This window comes from Streptomyces sp. NPDC012835 (assembly GCF_042900885.1).
GTDB lineage: Bacteria > Actinomycetota > Actinomycetes > Streptomycetales > Streptomycetaceae > Streptomyces.
On sequence record NZ_JBIBBW010000006.1, the window covers coordinates 256740 to 272328 of the forward strand.

16 protein-coding genes and 1 pseudogene are annotated in these 15589 nt (G+C 69.1%); 14 read left to right on the forward strand and 3 right to left on the reverse strand.

Translation table 11 applies throughout. The annotated features are described in order from the left end of the window. Positions 1-89 precede the first annotated feature (89 nt). Together ACFY6S_RS24645 and ACFY6S_RS24650 are read left to right on the forward strand one after the other, a co-directional pair. Positions 90-737, forward strand: a complete 648-nt coding sequence (locus tag ACFY6S_RS24645) for an L-threonylcarbamoyladenylate synthase (protein WP_388814990.1) — start codon at positions 90-92, stop codon at positions 735-737. Further along, a complete protein-coding gene (locus ACFY6S_RS24650) occupies positions 734-1384 on the forward strand; it encodes a protein-tyrosine-phosphatase (protein WP_388814988.1) in 651 nt (216 codons plus the stop codon). The genes ACFY6S_RS24645 and ACFY6S_RS24650 overlap by 4 nt, the downstream gene beginning before the upstream one ends. 111 nt (positions 1385-1495) lie before the next feature. Here the strand turns inward: ACFY6S_RS24650 and ACFY6S_RS24655 are convergent, their stop codons facing one another. Together ACFY6S_RS24655 and ACFY6S_RS24660 are read right to left on the reverse strand one after the other, a co-directional pair. Then, a complete protein-coding gene (locus ACFY6S_RS24655) occupies positions 1496-2161 on the reverse strand; it encodes a YdcF family protein (protein ID WP_388817845.1) in 666 nt (221 codons plus the stop codon). A gap of 22 nt (positions 2162-2183) precedes the next feature. Next, positions 2184-2741 carry a GNAT family N-acetyltransferase gene (locus tag ACFY6S_RS24660; protein WP_388814986.1) on the reverse strand — a complete coding sequence of 186 codons (558 nt, stop codon included), beginning with the start codon at positions 2739-2741 and terminating at the stop codon, positions 2184-2186. Between ACFY6S_RS24660 and ACFY6S_RS24665 the strand changes: the two genes are divergently transcribed. Next, positions 2740-3234, forward strand: a complete 495-nt coding sequence (locus tag ACFY6S_RS24665) for an alpha/beta hydrolase (RefSeq protein WP_389462593.1) — start codon at positions 2740-2742, stop codon at positions 3232-3234. The two genes, ACFY6S_RS24660 and ACFY6S_RS24665, sit on opposite strands and share 2 nt — an antisense overlap. 311 nt (positions 3235-3545) lie before the next feature. On the opposite strand, the pseudogene ACFY6S_RS24670 reads toward ACFY6S_RS24665, so the two are convergent. Continuing rightward, positions 3546-4391, reverse strand: a pseudogene (locus ACFY6S_RS24670) (transcriptional regulator); the annotation flags it as partial. Between the two features lie 22 nt (positions 4392-4413). Between ACFY6S_RS24670 and ACFY6S_RS24675 the strand changes: the two are divergent. The 11 genes from ACFY6S_RS24675 to atpD all read left to right on the forward strand — a co-directional run bounded on the left by ACFY6S_RS24675 (position 4414) and on the right by atpD (position 15497). Continuing rightward, positions 4414-4674 carry an ATP-binding protein gene (locus tag ACFY6S_RS24675; RefSeq protein ID WP_388814982.1) on the forward strand — a complete coding sequence of 87 codons (261 nt, stop codon included), beginning with the start codon at positions 4414-4416 and terminating at the stop codon, positions 4672-4674. Positions 4675-4962: 288 nt separating this feature from the next. Next, positions 4963-6240 carry a serine hydroxymethyltransferase gene (gene glyA / locus ACFY6S_RS24680; protein ID WP_388814980.1) on the forward strand — a complete coding sequence of 426 codons (1278 nt, stop codon included), beginning with the start codon at positions 4963-4965 and terminating at the stop codon, positions 6238-6240. 145 nt (positions 6241-6385) lie between these two features. Next, positions 6386-7834, forward strand: coding sequence for an MraY family glycosyltransferase (locus tag ACFY6S_RS24685; RefSeq protein WP_388814978.1), 1449 nt, complete (start codon positions 6386-6388; stop codon positions 7832-7834). 276 nt (positions 7835-8110) lie between these two features. Then, entirely contained in the window at positions 8111-8548 is a 438-nt protein-coding gene (locus ACFY6S_RS24690; protein ID WP_388814976.1) for a hypothetical protein, read from the forward strand. Positions 8549-8731: 183 nt separating this feature from the next. Further along, entirely contained in the window at positions 8732-9589 is an 858-nt protein-coding gene (gene atpB, locus ACFY6S_RS24695) for a F0F1 ATP synthase subunit A (RefSeq protein WP_388817842.1), read from the forward strand. An 81-nt stretch (positions 9590-9670) separates the two neighbouring features. Beyond that, complete coding sequence (gene atpE / locus ACFY6S_RS24700) at positions 9671-9904, forward strand: ATP synthase F0 subunit C (RefSeq protein WP_329063369.1); 234 nt, start codon at positions 9671-9673, stop codon at positions 9902-9904. 44 nt (positions 9905-9948) lie between these two features. Further along, entirely contained in the window at positions 9949-10494 is a 546-nt protein-coding gene (locus ACFY6S_RS24705; RefSeq protein WP_388814974.1) for a F0F1 ATP synthase subunit B, read from the forward strand. Continuing rightward, positions 10491-11312: a F0F1 ATP synthase subunit delta gene (locus ACFY6S_RS24710; RefSeq protein ID WP_388814972.1), complete on the forward strand. Its 822-nt coding sequence runs from the start codon at positions 10491-10493 to the stop codon at positions 11310-11312. The genes ACFY6S_RS24705 and ACFY6S_RS24710 overlap by 4 nt, the downstream gene beginning before the upstream one ends. Positions 11313-11499: 187 nt before the next feature. Then, the gene (atpA, locus tag ACFY6S_RS24715) at positions 11500-13095 is read left to right on the forward strand and encodes a F0F1 ATP synthase subunit alpha (protein WP_388814970.1); all 1596 of its coding nucleotides are present in this window, start codon (positions 11500-11502) and stop codon (positions 13093-13095) included. A gap of 20 nt (positions 13096-13115) precedes the next feature. Continuing rightward, positions 13116-14048 (forward strand): F0F1 ATP synthase subunit gamma, encoded by a 933-nt coding sequence (locus ACFY6S_RS24720; protein WP_388814968.1) that lies wholly within the window; start codon positions 13116-13118, stop codon positions 14046-14048. Then, the gene (gene atpD / locus ACFY6S_RS24725) at positions 14049-15497 is read left to right on the forward strand and encodes a F0F1 ATP synthase subunit beta (protein WP_388814966.1); all 1449 of its coding nucleotides are present in this window, start codon (positions 14049-14051) and stop codon (positions 15495-15497) included. It abuts the gene before it with no gap. Positions 15498-15589: the final 92 nt, after the last annotated feature.

Sequence of the window (15589 nt, forward strand, 5' to 3'; positions counted from 1 at the left end):
ACGAACGAATCCAGCACGGTCGGCCGCGGGCAGGGGCGAAAGGCGCCCCGGCGGCGAACCGGGCAGCACACACGAGGAGGGCCCGTTAAATGGCTCGGCGATACGACTGCAACGACGCGACCGACCGTGCCACGGGTCTGCGCGAGGCCGCGTCGGCCGTACGCCGCGGCGAGCTGGTCGTGCTGCCCACCGACACGGTGTACGGGATCGGCGCGGACGCCTTCAGCGCCGACGCGGTCGCCGACCTGCTGGCGGCGAAGGGCCGGGGTCGCACCATGCCCACTCCGGTCCTCATCGGCTCCCCGAACACCCTGCACGGCCTCGTCACGGACTTCTCCGAGCACGCCTGGGAACTGGTCGACGCCTTCTGGCCCGGCGCGCTGACCCTGGTCGCCAAGCACCAGCCGTCCCTCCAGTGGGACCTCGGGGACACCCGGGGCACCGTGGCGATCCGGATGCCGCTGCACCCCGTCGCCATCGAACTGCTCACCGAGGTCGGCCCGATGGCCGTCTCCAGCGCCAACCTGACGGGACACCCGGCTCCCGAGAACTGCGACTCGGCGCAGGAGATGCTCGCGGACTCCGTCTCCGTCTACCTCGACGGCGGCCCCACGCCCGCCAACATCCCGTCCTCCATCGTCGACGTCACCGGCCCGGTCCCGGTGCTGCTGCGGGCCGGCGCCCTCGACGCGGAGGAGCTGCGCAAGGTGGTACCCGACCTTGAGGTGGCCAATTGACCGCCCCGCAGGGGCGTGGCATAGCGGAGACCGCACACACCGGCACTCCCTTCCGCATCCTCCACGTCAGTACCGGCAACGTCTGCCGCTCACCCATCACCGAGCGGCTGAACCGGCACGCCCTGAGCGTCCGCCTGGGCGAACGGCTCCCGGGCGGCCTGATCGTGGAGAGCGCGGGAACCTGGGGCCACGAGGGCGCCCCGATGGAAGCCAACGCCGAGGCCGTCCTCGCCGACTTCGGCGCGGACGCCTCCGGCTTCGTCGGCCGTGAACTGCTCGACGAGCACGTCATCCGCGCCGACCTCGTCCTCACCGCGACCCGCGACCACCGCGCCCAGGTGATCTCCATGGGCCACTCGGCGGGCCTGCGCACCTTCACGCTCAAGGAGTTCACCCGGCTGGTCCGCGCCATAGACCCGGCCACCCTGCCCGACCCGCTGGACGACGGCGTGGTCGAACGCGCCCAGGCCCTGGTCCGCGCCGCAGCCGCCCTCCGGGGCTGGCTGCTGGCCCCCACGGCGGACGCGGACGAGGTCTACGACCCGTACGGGGCGCCCCTGACCTTCTTCCGGTCGATCGGCGAGGAGATCAACCAGGCCCTGGACCCGGTGGTGACGGCCCTGACGGGCGTCCCGGCGGCGCTCTGACCCCGCCGGGCCGGGCCGCGCGGGGCCCGGCGGCGACAGGTCCGCGCGCGGCGGCCGAGCGAGGACGGCCGAACCGGGGAACAGCACCCGCGCCGCCACCCCTCCCCAGCTTCAGGCCACGGGCCCGGCGGGCGGTACGAGGCGGCTGGTGAAGCCCGCGCGACACAGCCGTTCGTAAGCCTCGGTGACATCGTCGGGCACGGGCAGGCTGATCATGAATCCCCGCGCGGGGTAGACCAGCAGCCGTTGCAGGGCGCCGACGAGCATGTCGATCACGAGGCGTGGGCTCCCGATGGACTCCACGTACGTCTCGAAGGGCATCGGCGCGGACGCGCAGACGATCTCGGCCCCGGGCCAGAGCCGGCGCGCGGTGGCGTAGGCGCGACGTTCCTCGTACGGCTTGCTGATCAGCAGCACGGACGCCACGTCCACCCCGGCCCGCTCCAGCAGTGCCCGCGTGAAGCGGATGTTCTCGCCGGTATTGCGGGCGCGCGGCTCCACGAGCACGGCGGAACGCGGAACGCCGAGTTCGAGTGCCCGTTCCCGGTAGTGGACGGCCTCCCCACGCGGCATGCGCTCCCGCGTCGTCCGGCTGGTCGCACCGGTGAAGACGATCAGCGGCACCATCCCGCGCCGGTACAACTCGACCGCCGCGTCGGCCACCCCGAGATCGTGGCTGCCGAGCCCGACCCCGACCGAACACGGGCGCGCCTCGTGGCGCATCTGGTGGAAGTCCCACAACCGCCGGGCGTCGGACCATGCCTGTGCCGGGATCACCGCGTCTGCTTCCCGTTCCGCGCTATGCGTCCCCATCGGCCGCCCACTCCTCGCGGAGGATCCCGTACGTGATGGAGTCGCGCCAGGCGCCGCGGACGTGGACGTGCCCCCGGATGCGTCCTTCTTCGGTCATCCCGGCGGCCGACAGCGTCTTGGCCGCCGCGTCGTTGAGCGGGGAGCGGGCCGCCCATACGCGGTGGAGGTCCAGGTCGGCGAAGGCGAGAGCGAGCAGCAGCCGGACGGTCTCCCGGCCGTAGCCGAGGCCCCAGGAGTCGGCGCGCGGGGCGCCTCCGATCGTTGCCGCGCGTTGCTGGTGCGGGTCGAGTGCCAGGTGGGCGAATCCGATCAGCGCGTCGCTGTCCTTCCGCGTGAGGGCGAGCGCGTACTCGTCCCGTGGGGAGGCTGTCGCCGACGCCATGGACCGGGCGACGATGCCGTCGACGTCGTCGCGCGAGCGCGGGGTGAAACTGAGATGTTCGGTCGCTTCGGGGCTGCCGTAGATGGAGAGGACCGCGTCCACGTCATCGGTGGTGAGTTCGCGGAGCGAGAGCCGTGCGCCGTGGCGATTGACCGGATGCATGCCACGTGATGCTAGTGCTCCAGTGCTCCTCCCGGGCATCTTCGCCCGCACGGTGGGTGAGGTGACACGTGAGGAGGGCGGATTCTTCAGCCGTCTTGCCGATGGCCCGGCGACGGTGGGCGTCGGCTCGTTGCGCTTTGACCTCCGGGGGCACGGAGAGAGCGAAGGGCGTCAGGAGGAACTGACGATCGCGGGAGTCCTCAACGATATTCAGGCCGCCACAGATCATGTCCGCCAGCTGTTCGACTGTGGTCCTGTGCACCTGATCGGAACGAGTTTCGGCGGTGGAATCAGTGCCCTCTTCGCGGCACGCCACCCGCGGGAGGTAAAGAGCCTGACCCTTATGAACCCTCTTTTGAACTACAAGAAGCGGTTCATCGGGGAAGCCGTACTTGAGGAACGCCACGATCGACGAATCAGCTGGCAGGGAGCTGGCCTCCCGTGGATTCCTGGAGCACTCGCCTACGTTTCGGGTGGGACGCGGTTTCCTTAACGAACTCTTCTACCTTCAGCCACATAGAGCCCTGGGCGATATCACTTCTCCGGCCCTCTTTGCCCACGGAACGCTGGACACTTTCATTCCGGTGGAGAGTTCACGAACCGCCGTCGGCGCCCTGAGTCGGAAGCCAAGCTTCTGGAGATCGCTGGGGCACAGCACGGATTCGCGGTTCACGACGACCCGGAGTACCGGCAGCCACAGACTCAGGAGTGGCAAGCGTATGTGATCCAGTCGGTGGCCGACTGGATCATCCGTCACGCGGGCCGTGGCTTCGGGGCTGCCATAGACGGCTATGGCATTCCTCTCTAAGCGGCGCTGACCAGGTCCCTGGCGCGTTCGTTGAAGTCCGCCACAAGGCGGTGGCGACCGAAGGGTCGCATGCGTTGCTGTAGGTCCTGTACCGCTTCGACGCAGCGTGACGACTTCACCTGGCGGGCCAGAGCCAGCGTGTGCAGCCCGGCCGAGTGAGCGGAATCGAGGTCCTGCCGTTGCAGGTGCGAGACCGCGAGCGCGGCCTGTGACATCGCGCCTCGTCGCGCGCGCTTCTGCCTTTTCGCGTGGTCGATGGAGTGGCGCGCGTGCTCCTCGGCGGTCTGTGAGTCGCCCAGGTCGCGGAAGGTGTTCGCGTGCTCGCCGTGGAGGTAGGCGGGGTCGATGAAGGCGGCCCATTCCTGTTCCGTCTCCGGCCGCGCACGCTCGAACGCTTCCTCGGACTGTGTCACCGCGTGCGCGGCGCCTGTCTTGTCCCCGAGCAGGGCGAGGGCCCGTGCTTCGAGGCACCACAGGTCCGCCAGGCAGGCGGGTGAGTCCACCCGTGAGAGCCCGTGGCGCCCGGCCTGGGCGAGGCGGCGCCCTTCGGCGGGGTCACCGAGCAGCGTTGCCTGATCGGCCATGCCGGCAAGTACATGGGCGCCGAGCGCCGGGTTGCCCGACTCCTCAGCGAGCCGCAGCGACTGGATGAGGTACCTCTGTGCGGTGCCGTGTTCGCCGTTGTCGTACGCCATCCATCCGAGCAGATATGTCTGCTCGGCCGCGGCGTCGCACAGCGCACCGCGCACATCGGAGCCGTGGGTGCGACGCAGCAGCGGATAGACGCGCTGCGTCATGTACTCGGTGAGGACCAGGCGGCCCGATCCACCGCCTTGGAGGACTCGGGCGAGCGACATCGAGCTGGTGGTCTCCGAGCTGGTCACCCAGGCCATCCGGTACGGCAGCGAGCCCGGGGACAGCGTGCTCGTCGTCCTGGCCGTCCTGCCCGCGCTGGTTCGGGTGGAGGTCCACGATCCGGTGCGGCGGCGGCCACGCTTCCGTGCCACCGCCTCCGGTCAATGCGTCCGTGGGCGGGGGCTGTTCATCGTGGCGGCGCCGGCCGAGCGGTGGGGCGTCGAGGACCGGCCGTTCGGCAAGAGGATCTGGGCGGAGCCGGCCCGTTGACCGGTTGATCCGAGGGTCCTCGTGACGCTCGTCAGCGGTCACTTCGGCACATGAACGCCTCGACCGGTCAGTGCGGCGGACGCTTCCCCACCCACCCCCCCCACCCCTGGAATCCGGACATGCGCCTCCGGAGCCCCCGGCCCCCGCACCAGCGACGTCGTGAACCCGCACCACGATCCACCGAAGGCCCGCCGCCCCGCACCCACACCCGCCCCGCCCCCGCCCCCGCGCTCCCCGCCCCCCTCCGCCCTACATTGGAGAAGGGACGTCTCGCCCGAGGAGCCCGCCATGCCCGCCACTCCCACGCCCACCCCCACCGCGTATCCGCAGCAGCCCGACACGCTCGACGCCCTGCGCCGCCAGGATCCCGAGATGGCCGAGGTGATCCTCGGGGAGGCGCGCCGGCAGTGCGACGGGCTTCAGCTCATCGCCGCCGAGAACTTCACCTCGCCCGCCGTGCTCGCCGCGCTGGGGTCGCCGCTGGCCAACAAGTACGCCGAGGGGTATCCGGGCGCCCGCCACCACGGGGGCTGTGAGCTGGTGGACGCCGCCGAGCGGATGGCGGTGGAGCGGGCGAAGGCGCTGTTCGGCGCCGAGCATGCCAATGTGCAGCCGCACTCCGGCTCGTCCGCCGTGCTCGCGGCGTACGCGGCGCTGCTGCGGCCGGGGGACACGGTGCTGGCGATGGGGCTGCGGTACGGCGGCCATCTCACCCATGGCTCGCCGGCCAATTTCTCCGGCCGCTGGTTCGACTTCGTCGGGTACGGGGTGGACGAGGCGAGCGGGCTGATCGACTACGCGCGGGTGCGGAGGCTGGCGCGGGAGCGGCGGCCCAAGGCGATCGTCTGCGGGTCGATCTCGTATCCGCGCCACATCGACTACGCGGCGTTCCGGGAGATCGCCGACGACGTGGGTGCCTATCTGATCGCCGACGCGGCTCACCCGATCGGGCTGGTGGCCGGGGGCGCGGCGCCCAGTCCGGTGCCGTACGCGGATGTCGTGTGCGCGACGACGCACAAGGTGCTGCGGGGGCCGCGCGGCGGGATGATCCTGTGCGGCGACCGGTACGCGGAGCGGGTGGACCGCGCGGTGTTCCCGTTCACGCAGGGCGGCGCGCAGATGCACACCGTCGCCGCCAAGGCCGTGGCCTTCGGCGAGGCGGCGGCTCCCGGCTTCACCGGCTACGCCCGTCAGGTCGTCGCCAACGCCCGTGTGCTGGCCGGGACGTTGGCGGCGGAGGGCGTCCGGGTCATCACGGAAGGTACGGACACCCATCTGATCACGGCGGACACCACGCCGCTGGGGACGGACGGCCGGGCCGCCCGCGGTCGGCTCGCCGCGGCGGGGCTGGTGCTGGACGCCTGCGCGCTGCCGTACGGGGAGGTGCGCGGCGTCCGGCTGGGGACCGCCGCCGTGACCACTCAGGGCATGCGGGAGGCCGAGATGGAGTGGATCGGGCACACGATGGCCTCCGTGCTGCGGGAGGGCGCTGACGGGGCGCGTACGGTCCGCGCCGAGGTGCGGGAACTGGTGGGCCGGTTTCCGCCGTATGCGACGCTTTCCTAGGAGAAACGACGACGGACGGGTGGCAGTGCAACCAACCGGCCTACCCAGGTGTCCTTGCCCATATGCCGACTCCGTTTCCACCTGAAGCTTCCGCGAGGGCTAGGGTGTGGGGCTGAGATGGCCAGCGATTCCTGTGGGGCAGCCCGTGCGTGATTACCTGCTGACGCTCTGCGTGACGGCTGCGGTGACCTATCTGCTGACCGGCCCGGTGCGGAAGTTCGCCATCGCGACCGGCGCGATGCCGGAGATCCGCGCCCGTGACGTTCACCGTGAGCCGACGCCGAGACTCGGCGGCATCGCCATGTTCTTCGGCCTGTGCGCCGGACTGCTCGTGGCCGACAACCTCCAGAACCTCAACGGGGTCTTCGAGTTGTCGAACGAGCCGCGCGCCCTGCTCTCCGGGGCGGCGCTGATCTGGCTGATCGGTGTCCTGGACGACAAGTTCGAACTGGACGCCCTGATCAAGCTCGGCGCGCAGATGATCGCCGCCGGTGTGATGGTGATGCAGGGTCTGACGATCCTGTGGATTCCGGTGCCCGGTGTCGGGACGGTCTCGCTGACCTCCGGGCAGGGGACGCTGCTGACCGTGGCGCTGGTCGTCATCACGATCAACGCGGTCAACTTCGTGGACGGTCTCGACGGCCTCGCCGCCGGGATGGTCTGCATCGCCTCGGCGGCGTTCTTCCTGTACGCGTACCGGATGTGGTACGGCTACGGCATCGAGGCCGCCGCCCCCGCGACCATGTTCGCGGCCATCCTGATGGGCATGTGCGTGGGCTTCCTGCCGCACAACATGCATCCCGCCCGGATCTTCATGGGCGACTCGGGATCGATGCTGATCGGCCTGGTGCTGGCGGCGGGCGCGATCTCGGTGACCGGCCAGGTGGACCCGGACGCGCTGAAGATCTTCGAGGGCTCGACCCGGCAGGCCACCCACGCGGCGCTGCCGGTCTTCATCCCGCTGCTGCTGCCGCTGACGATCATCGCGATCCCGTTCACGGACCTGGTGCTGGCGGTGGTCCGGCGGGCCTGGAACGGCAAGTCCCCGTTCGCCGCCGACCGGGGCCATCTCCACCACCGGCTGCTGGAGATCGGGCACTCGCACAGCAGGTCCGTGCTGATCATGTACTTCTGGTCGGCGCTGATCGCGTTCGGCGTCGTGGCGTACTCGGTGCACTCGGCGTCGATGTGGATCGTGTTCGTCGTCGTCGGGCTGAGCGCGGTGGGTCTGGTGCTCCTGCTGCTGCCGCGCTTCACCCCCCGTGCACCGCTCTGGGCGCAGTCCTTCGTGCCGCCGCGCTACCGGCGGCGCGGCCGGGGGCAGTCGCCGGCGCCGCGGCAGGCGACCGCGGCATCGGAGGGCACGGCACCGGGGGAGGCGGCCGGAGCGCCCGCGCGGGGTGCCTCGGAGCCCGAGCACGAGGTGGTGCGGGACCCCGAGGGCGCTCAGGGCGCCCCGGGGCCGGGGGAGGGCCAGGAGCCGTCCGGAGCGACCGAGGGGCGTACGCCTGTTCCCGCCGGCGTCAACGGGGCGACCGCCCTCAGCGCCCGTTCGCGTTCGACTGATCCCCGGAAGGCTGGTTCCCGTCCGTGACCGGCGGGGCATTTTTCGTACCGATGCGCAATACCAGACAAGACGCCCAGTTGTCCCGCACACACGCGCGCGCTAACGCTCACGTGTGACAGTAAGCACACCGTCATGGTAAAGACCTCATCAAATAGTTTGTGATACTGTTCACTAAGCCCGACGACGGAGCCGAAGGACCTTGGAGCGACGGTCCGTTGGCCCGAGAAATCACCTCTCGAACCGGGCCTTACGCTCGTCCATGACGACACCATCTGCCCCACCCAGTTCAGCGGAGCTGCCGCCATGCCGTCCAATGACGTCCGGACCCTCCTTCACACAGTTGTGCCCACCGCCGCGGCCGGCGGTGTCGCCGCTGTGATCAGCGGCGTGGTCGCTGGTGGCAAGGGGGTCCTGGGAGCCGTCATCGGTACGGCGGTGGTCATCGTCTTCATGGGCATCGGCCTCGTGGTGCTCGAACGAGTGGCGAAGTCAATGCCGCACCTGTTCCAGGGGATGGGACTGCTGCTCTACACCACGCAGCTGCTCCTGCTGTTCGTCTTCATGGCGGCGGTCAAGGACACCACCCTGTTCAACCCCAAGTCTTTCGCGTTCACGCTGGTCGCGACGGTCCTCGTCTGGATCGCCGCACAGGCTCGTGCGTACATGACAGCCAAGACCCTTTATGTCGAACCCGAGTCCGCGACGGCCGACAAGGCCGGGAAGAGCGGTTCCTCGACGTGAGAGGTAGGGCCGGGATAAGTGCCTGTTCGGGACCCTGCTATCGTCCGGTGCCAACTGCGGCATTGCGGACGCGGGCATCCGAGCTGACGCCTGTTCTCACGCGAGGCTCACCGCCCGTCCGTCGTCCCCACATCCGTTTCACCAGTCCAGTGCCGAATCGTGGCTGCGCGCCGCGCCGACACCATGAGGTTGCCGTACCTATGCGCCACGCTGAAGGAGCCCCCGGTGAGTGCTGACCCGACGCAGGTGCTCGCTTTCGAGACCGACTGCCACCTCTTCAAGGGGTGTGGTTTCGAGGGACCGAGCGTGTGGTCGTTCATCTTCGAACCGATCGCCAAAGTCGGCCCGGTGGAAATCAACAAGCCGATGCTGCTGGCCGTCATCGGTTCGATCCTGATCATGGTCTTCTTCTGGCTGGCCTTCGCCAAGCCGAAGGTCGTGCCCGGCAAGACGCAGATGGTCGCCGAGGTGCTCTACGACTTCGTCCGGCGCGGCATCGGCCGTGAGGTCATCGGCAAGAAGGCCGAGCCCTTCATCCCGCTGCTGGTCTCGCTGTTCTTCTTCGTCTGGATGCTGAACCTCTGGGCCCTGATCCCGCTCGCCCAGTTCCCGGTCAGCTCGGTGATCGCCTTCCCGGCGGGCCTGGCGGTCGTGGTCTGGATCACGTACATGACGGTGACCTTCAAGACCAACGGGTTCGTCGGCGGCATCCGCAACCTCTGCGTCCCGTCCGGGCTGCCCAAGCCGATCTACGTCATCCTGACCCCGATCGAGTTCATCTCGAACATCTTCGTGCGGCCGTTCACGCTCGCCGTCCGACTGTTCGCGAACATGTTCGCCGGCCACGTGCTGATCCTGATCTTCACGACCGCCACCTGGTACATGCTCGGCACGCTGCTCGGCACCGTCTACGCCACCGCGTCCTTCGCCCTGACTCTCGTCCTCACGGTCTTCGAGATGTTCATCCAGGCGCTCCAGGCGTACGTGTTCACCGTGCTGACCGCCACCTACCTCTCCCAGGCGCTCGAAGAGGCTCACTGAGCCCCACGGGCCCACCTCGCGGAACCCCACACGTCCGGTGGACCAACCACCCACCGGCCCACCAAGAGAAGGAACCACGCAATGTCTGCTCTCGAGACCACCGCGGCCATCAGCGGCAACATCGGCACCATTGGTTACGGCCTCGCCGCGATCGGCCCCGGCATCGGCGTCGGCATCATCTTCGGTAACGGTGTCCAGGCGATCGCCCGGCAGCCCGAGGCGGCCGGTCTGATCCGTCAGAACATGCTGCTCGGCTTCGCGGTCGTCGAGGCCCTCGCCCTGATCGGCTTCGTCGTTCCGTTCATCCTCAAGTAAGCCTTGAGGGTCCGGACACAGCCGTTTTCGACGAAAGGTCCACCATGATGTACCTGGCATCCACGGAGCCGCAGAATCCGCTGCTCCCGGTCTGGCCCGAGGTCGTCATCGGTCTGATCTGTTTCGGCATTATCTACTTCGTCTTCGCCAAGAAGCTTCTCCCGGCCATCAACAAGGCCCTGGACGAGCGTCACGCGGCGATCGAAGGCGGTATCGAGAAGGCCGAAGCGGCTCAGATCGAGGCGCAGAGCGTCCTTGAGCAGTACAAGGCCCAGCTCGCCGAAGCCCGGCACGAGGCCGCGCGTCTCCGCCAGGAGGCGACCGAGCAGGGCACCGCGATCATCTCCGAGATGAAGGCGGAAGGCCAGCGGCAGCGCGAAGAGATCATCGCCGCCGGTCACGCCCAGATCGAGGCCGACCGCAAGGCCGCCGCCAGCTCGCTCCGTCAGGACGTGGGCAAGCTCGCCACCGACCTGGCCGGCAAGCTCGTCGGCGAGTCCCTTGAGGACAGCGCCCGGCAGAGCCGCACCATCGACCGCTTCCTCGATGAGCTCGAGGACGGCGCCGTGAAGGCCGAGGCGGGCCGGTGACTGCTCACGGAGCGAGCCGTGCGGCGCTGGCCGCCTCCCGCGAGCGGCTCGAGGCTCTGACCGACTCCACGTCGGTCGACGCGGCGAAGCTCGCGGAGGAGCTGGCAGCCGTCACCGCGCTGCTCGACCGCGAGGCGTCGCTGCGCCGGGTCCTCACCGACCCCGCGCGGACCGGTGAGTCCAAGGCCGTGCTGGCCGGGCAGCTGCTGGCGGGACAGGTCAGCGGGACCACCGCCGACCTGGTCTCCGGCATGGTCCGGGCCCGCTGGTCGGGCCCGCGCGGCCTGGTCGACGCGGTGGAGGAGCTGGCGGCCCTCGCCGAGCTGACCGCCGCGCAGCGGGCCGGCACGCTGGACGACGTGGAGGACGAGCTGTTCCGGTTCGGCCGGATCGTCGAGTCCAGCACCGGACTGCGCGCCGCGCTGACCGACCGGTCGGCGACGGTGTCCGCCAAGACCGAGCTGCTCAGCACTCTGCTCGGCGGCCGGACGAATCCGGTCACCGAGCGTCTGGTAGTGCGCCTTGTGACCCGGCCCCGGGGACGTAGCCTGGAAGCGGGTCTCCAGACCCTCTCCCGGCTCGCGGCCGCACGCCGGGACCGCAGGGTGGCCGTGGTCACCTCGGCGGTGCCGCTGACCGACGTACAGAAGCAGCGCCTCGGCGCCGCCCTGGCGAAGCTCTACGGGCACACCATGCACCTGAACCTGGACGTGGACCCCGAGGTCCTCGGCGGGATCACGGTTCGGGTCGGCGACGAGATCATCAACGGTACGGTCGCGGCCCGCCTCGAAGAGGCGGAACGGCGGCTGGCCGGCTGACGGCAGCGCGACGGACAGCCGCCGGCCCCAGCCGGGAGACCGGCCGGCGCCGGCAACAGAACAGAGCAAGACCAGCGGCCCGGTTGGGCCGTGCAGAGATTGCAGAAGATTTTTCTGGGGGCCGCCCCCGGAACATGGCAGCCCCCCAAAGAAACTTCGGGCCCAACAAGGAGAGCAGGGAACCCAGATGGCGGAGCTCACGATCCGGCCGGAGGAGATCCGGGATGCGCTGGAGAACTTTGTCCAGTCGTACAAGCCGGACGCGGCCTCGCGCGAGGAGGTCGGTACGGTCAGCGTGGCCGGAGACGGTATCGCCAGGATCGAGGGACTGCCCTCGGCCATGGCGAACGAACTGCTGAAGTTCGAGGACGGCACCCTCGGTCTCGCTCTCAACCTCGAAGAGCGCGAGATCGGGTCGATCGTCCTCGGCGAGTTCAGCGGTATCGAGGAGGGGCAGTCGGTCACCCGTACCGGCGAGGTCCTCTCCGTGGCGGTCGGCGAGGGCTACCTCGGCCGTGTCGTCGACCCGCTCGGCAACCCGATCGACGGCCTCGGCGAGATCGCGACCGAGGACCGGCGCGCCCTGGAGCTCCAGGCTCCCGGCGTCATGGTCCGCAAGTCGGTCCACGAGCCGATGCAGACCGGCTACAAGGCTGTCGACGCCATGGTGCCGATCGGCCGCGGTCAGCGTCAGCTGATCATCGGCGACCGGCAGACCGGCAAGACCGCGCTGGCCGTCGACACGATCATCAACCAGCGCGACAACTGGCGCTCGGGCGACGTGAACAAGCAGGTCCGCTGCATCTACGTCGCCATCGGCCAGAAGGGCTCCACCATCGCGTCCGTACGCGGTGCGCTGGAGGAGGCCGGCGCGCTGGAGTACACGACGATCGTCGCCGCCCCCGCGTCCGACCCGGCCGGCTTCAAGTACCTGGCGCCGTACACCGGTTCGGCCATCGGCCAGCACTGGATGTACCAGGGCAAGCACGTCCTGATCATCTTCGACGACCTCTCGAAGCAGGCCGACGCCTACCGCGCCGTGTCCCTGCTGCTGCGCCGCCCGCCGGGCCGTGAGGCGTACCCGGGTGACGTCTTCTACCTGCACTCGCGTCTGCTGGAGCGCTGCGCCAAGCTCTCCGACGACCTGGGCGCCGGTTCGATGACCGGTCTGCCGATCGTCGAGACCAAGGCGAACGACGTGTCGGCGTTCATTCCGACCAACGTCATCTCCATCACCGACGGCCAGTGCTTCCTGGAGTCCGACCTGTTCAACGCCGGCCAGCGGCCCGCGCTGAACGTCGGTATCTCGGTCTCCCGAGTCGGCGGCTCCGCCCAGCACAAGGCCATGAAGCAGGTCTCCGGCCGACTGCGCGTGGACCTCGCCCAGTACCGCGAGCTGGAGGCGTTCGCGTCCTTCGGTTCCGACCTGGACGCCACGTCCAAGGCGTCGCTGGAGCGCGGCAAGCGTCTCGTCGAGCTGCTGAAGCAGCCGCAGTACGCGCCGTTCCCGATGGAGGAGCAGGTCGTCTCCGTCTGGGCCGGCACCACCGGCAAGCTGGACGACGTCCCGGTCGAGGACATCCGCCGCTTCGAGAGCGAACTGCTGGAGCACCTGCGCCGCGAGCGCAAGGAGCTGCTCACCGGCATCGCCGAGGGCGGCAAGATGAACGACGACACGATCCAGGCCATCGGGGACGCCATCGCCGCCTTCAAGCAGCAGTTCGAGACCTCGGACGGCCAGCTCCTCGGAGACGACGCCCCGGCCGCCAACGTCTCCAAGTGACGACGGAAGGGACCTGACTCATGGGAGCCCAGCTCCGGGTCTACAAGCGTCGCATCAAATCCGTCACCGCGACCAAGAAGATCACCAAGGCGATGGAGATGATCGCCGCCTCGCGCATCGTCAAGGCGCAGCGCCAGGTGGCGGCGTCGGAGCCGTACGCGACCGAACTCACCCGCGCGGTGACGGCGGTGGCGACCGGCTCCTCCACCAAGCACGCCCTGACCACCGAGGTCGAGAACCCGACCCGGGCCGCGGTCCTGCTCATCACGAGCGACCGCGGTCTGGCCGGGGGCTACTCCTCGAACGCCATCAAGGCGGCCGAGCATCTCACCAGCCAGCTGAGCAGTGAGCGCAAGGACGTCGTGACCTACATCGTGGGTCGCAAGGGCCTGGCCTACTACGGCTTCCGTGACCGTCCGGTCACGGACTCGTGGACGGGCTTCACCGACAACCCCACCTACGCCGACGCGAAGGTGGTGGCCGCCCCGCTCATCGAGGCGATCACCAAGGACACGGCGGAGGGCGGGGTGGACGAGGTCCACATCGTCTTCACCGAGTTCGTGTCGATGATGACGCAGACGCCGGTCGAGAGGCGGCTGCTGCCGCTCACCCTCGCGCCGAGCAGCGCGGAGGAGTCGGCCGAGGTCTTCAAGAACGGTGGCGAGGTCCGGCCGCTGTTCGACTTCGAGCCGTCGGCGGAGGACGTCCTCGACGCCCTGCTGCCGCGCTACATCGAGAGCCGTATCTACAACGCGCTGCTCCAGGCCGCCGCTTCCAAGCACGCTGCCACCCGCCGCGCGATGAAGTCGGCGACCGACAACGCCGGGGATCTCATCAAGAGCCTCTCCCGGCTTGCCAACGCGGCCCGCCAGGCCGAAATCACCCAGGAAATCAGCGAGATCGTCGGTGGCGCCAGCGCCCTGGCCGACGCGACCGCGGGGAGTGACAGGTAAATGACGACGACTACCGAGAACGCTGTGGCCGCAGCCACGGGCCGCGTCGCCCGGGTCATCGGCCCGGTCGTCGACGTGGAGTTCCCCGTCGACGCGATGCCGGAGATCTACAACGCGCTGCACGTCGAGGTGGCTGACCCCGCCGAGGACGGCAAGCTCAAGACGCTGACCCTCGAAGTCGCCCAGCACCTGGGCGAAGGCGTGGTCCGTGCCGTCTCGATGCAGCCGACCGACGGTCTGGTCCGCCAGGCCCCGGTCGTCAACACGGGCGCCGGTATCACCGTGCCCGTCGGGGACGTGACCAAGGGCAAGGTGTTCAACACCCTCGGTCAGATCCTGAACGAGCCCGAGGCCGAGTCGCAGATCACCGAGCGCTGGCCGATCCACCGCAAGGCCCCGGCCTTCGACCAGCTCGAGTCGAAGACCGAGATGTTCGAGACCGGCCTGAAGGTCGTCGACCTGCTGACCCCGTATGTCAAGGGCGGCAAGATCGGTCTGTTCGGTGGTGCGGGCGTCGGCAAGACGGTCCTCATCCAGGAAATGATCATGCGTGTGGCCAAGCTGCACGACGGTGTTTCCGTGTTCGCCGGTGTCGGTGAGCGCACCCGTGAGGGCAACGACCTCATCGACGAGATGACCGACTCGGGCGTGCTGGACAAGACCGCGCTGGTCTTCGGCCAGATGGACGAGCCGCCGGGCACGCGTCTGCGGGTCGCGCTCTCCGCGCTGACCATGGCGGAGTACTTCCGCGATGTGCAGAAGCAGGACGTGCTGCTCTTCATCGACAACATCTTCCGCTTCACCCAGGCCGGTTCCGAGGTCTCCACGCTGCTCGGCCGTATGCCGTCCGCGGTGGGTTACCAGCCGACCCTGGCGGACGAGATGGGTGTGCTCCAGGAGCGCATCACCTCGACCCGCGGTCACTCGATCACCTCGATGCAGGCGATCTACGTGCCGGCGGACGACCTGACCGACCCGGCCCCGGCCACGACCTTCGCGCACCTCGACGCGACGACCGTGCTGTCGCGTCCGATCTCGGAGAAGGGCATCTACCCGGCGGTGGACCCGCTGGACTCGACGTCCCGCATCCTGGACCCGCGCTACATCTCGCAGGATCACTACAACGCGGCCAGCCGCGTCAAGGGGATCCTCCAGAAGTACAAGGACCTCCAGGACATCATCGCGATCCTCGGTATCGACGAACTCGGCGAGGAGGACAAGCTCGTCGTCAGCCGGGCCCGTCGCGTCGAGCGCTTCCTGTCGCAGAACACCCACGCCGCCAAGCAGTTCACCGGCCTGGACGGTTCGGACGTGCCGCTGGACGAGTCGATCGCCGCGTTCAACGCGATCATCGACGGGGACTACGACCACTTCCCCGAGCAGGCGTTCTTCATGTGCGGTGGCCTGGACGACCTCAAGGCCAGCGCCAAGGAGCTGGGCGTCTCCTGAGCCGTTCGGCTCCGGACGGGGGGCGGGTTCCGCCCGCCCCCCGTCCGACGCTCCCATCGACACCCCATAGAATTGAAGCCAACACCCGGCGA